This window comes from Streptomyces boncukensis (assembly GCF_011045075.1).
In the GTDB taxonomy this organism is placed as follows: domain Bacteria; phylum Actinomycetota; class Actinomycetes; order Streptomycetales; family Streptomycetaceae; genus Streptomyces; species Streptomyces boncukensis.
The window spans coordinates 1-2,297 of the sequence record NZ_JAAKZZ010000795.1; the positions used below are offsets into that span (position 1 = coordinate 1).

Here is a 2,297-nt window from a genome sequence, read left to right on the forward strand (position 1 = left end):
GTCCGACGGCCCGGCGCCGTTGCCGCCCCGGGCCGTCGGACCGGCCCCGCCCCCGGCTTCCGCCGAGCCGCCGGTCGCGGTGCCGGGCTTGGTGTGGGTTCCGTCGCCCGCCTCCTCCGCCGCCTTGCGGGCACGGGCGCCCTTGAGCAGGACGGTGAGCGCCGCCGTGACGACCGTACCCGCGGCGATCGCCACCAGATACAGCAGCGGCGAGCCGATCAGCGGCACCACGAAGACACCGCCGTGCGGAGCCCGCAGGGTGCTGTCGAAGGCCATGGTCAGCGAGCCGGTCACGGCGCCGCCCGCCATGGAGGCGGGTATCACGCGCAGCGGATCGGCGGCGGCGAAGGGGATGGCCCCCTCGGTGATGAAGGAGGCGCCGAGCACCCAGGCGGCCTTGCCGTTCTCCCGCTCGGTCCGGTCGAAGAGCCGGCCGCGGACAGTGGTGGCCAGGGCCATGCCGAGCGGCGGCACCATGCCCGCGCCCATCGTCGCCGCCATCACCGTGAGGCTGGCGTTGCTGGGGTTGGCGGTCGCGATGCCTCCGGTGGCGAAGGCGTAGGCCACCTTGTTGACCGGGCCGCCGAGATCGAAGCACATCATCAGGCCGATGAGCAGGCCCAGCAGCACGGCGTTGGTGCCGGTGAGCCCGCCGAGCCAGTCCGTCAGGCCCCGCTGCGCCGACGCGATCGGCTTGCCGATCGCCACGAACATCAGCGCGCCGACGACCGCCGAGGAGATCAGCGGTATGACGACCACCGGCATGATGCCGCGCAGCACCGCGGGGATCCGCACCCGCTGGATCGCCATCACCACGGCGCCCGCCAGCAGGCCCGCGGCGAGTCCGCCGAGGAACCCGGCCTCGATCTGCACGGCCACGGCGCCGCCCACGAAACCGGGCACCAGACCGGGCCGGTCCGCCATGCCATAGGCGATGTACCCGGCCAGAACGGGGACCAGGAAGCTGAAGGCGAGACCGCCGATCTGGTTCAGCAGCGCCGCCCAGCTGTCCAGCTCGCCCCAGACGAAGTGGTCGCTGACCGACTTGGCCTCGGTGATCTCGTAGCCCCCGATGGCGAAGGACAGCGCGATCAGCAGGCCCCCGGCGGCGACGAACGGCACCATGTAGCTCACGCCGGTCATCAGCCAGGTGCGCAACCGGGTGCCGAATCCCTCGCCCGGCGCCGCGGAGCGGTCCATGGGGGCCGCCGCGGGCGCGGGTGTGCTGATGTCTCCGCGTACCGCCTTGTCGCGGGCCTCGTCGAGCAGCTCGGCGGCGCGGTTGATCGCCGCCTTGACGCCCACGTCGACCACGGGTTTGCCCGCGAACCGCTCCTTCTCCCGGACCTCCACGTCATGGGCGAGGACGACGGCGTCGGCCTCGGCGATCACCGCGGGGTCCAGGCGGGTGAAGCCGGCGGAGCCCTGCGTCTCCACGGTGATCTCGAACTGTCCCGGCCGCTCCTCGGCCGCGCGCTCCAGGGACTCCGCGGCCATATAGGTGTGCGCGATCCCGGTGGGGCAGGAAGTGACGGCCACGATCCGAAGCGGCGCCGAGCTCGCGCCAGCGGGGTCCGCGAGATCCGAGGGCTCTGTGGGGTCCGCGGGGTCCACCGGGCCTGGGGCGGCGGTCGAGCGCGTGCTCTCGGGCTCCGGCGCCGCCTCGGGCTCCGACGGCACCTCGGGCCGCGCGTCGCCGCGGATCAGTGCCGCTGCCCGCTCCGGGTCGTCCGCGGAGCGGAGCGCACCGGTGAACTCGGCGTCCATGAGATGCCTGGCCAGCGACGACAGGATGCTCAGATGGTCGCTGTCGGCACCGTCCGGCGCGGCGATCAGGAAGACCAGGTCGGCCGGTCCGTCGGCCGCACCGAAGTCGATCGGGGCGGTGGCGCGGCCGAAGGCCAGGGTCGGTTCGGTGACGTGGGCGCTGCGGCAGTGCGGGATCCCGATCCCGCCGTCGAGGCCGGTCGGCATCTGGGCTTCGCGGGCCGCCACATCGGCGAGGAAGCCCTCCAGATCGGTGACGCGGCCCAGCGCCGCCATCCGCTCGGCGAGCGAGCGGGCCGCTCCGTCCTTGGTGGTGGCGCCCAGGTCGAGGTCGACGAGGTCCGCCGTGATCAATTCGCTCATCGCACGGCTCCGTTGGCGTTGGCGTTGGCGTCGGGGGAGAGAGCGCGTGCTCTCGGGCTCCGGCGCCGCCTCGGGCTCCGACGGCACCTCGGGCCGCGCGTCGCCGCGGATCAGTGCCGCTGCCCGCTCCGGGTCGTCCGCGGAGCGGAGCGCACCGGTGAACTCGG

The 2,297-nt window shown here is 73.8% G+C and carries 1 protein-coding gene; it reads right to left on the minus strand.

Features of this window, described 5'->3' with window-relative positions; genetic code table 11:
- The coding region (locus G5C65_RS35705) for a PTS fructose transporter subunit IIABC (protein WP_165303208.1) at positions 1–2,130 on the minus strand (2,130 nt) is incomplete at its 3' end.
- Positions 2,131–2,297: the final 167 nt, after the last annotated feature.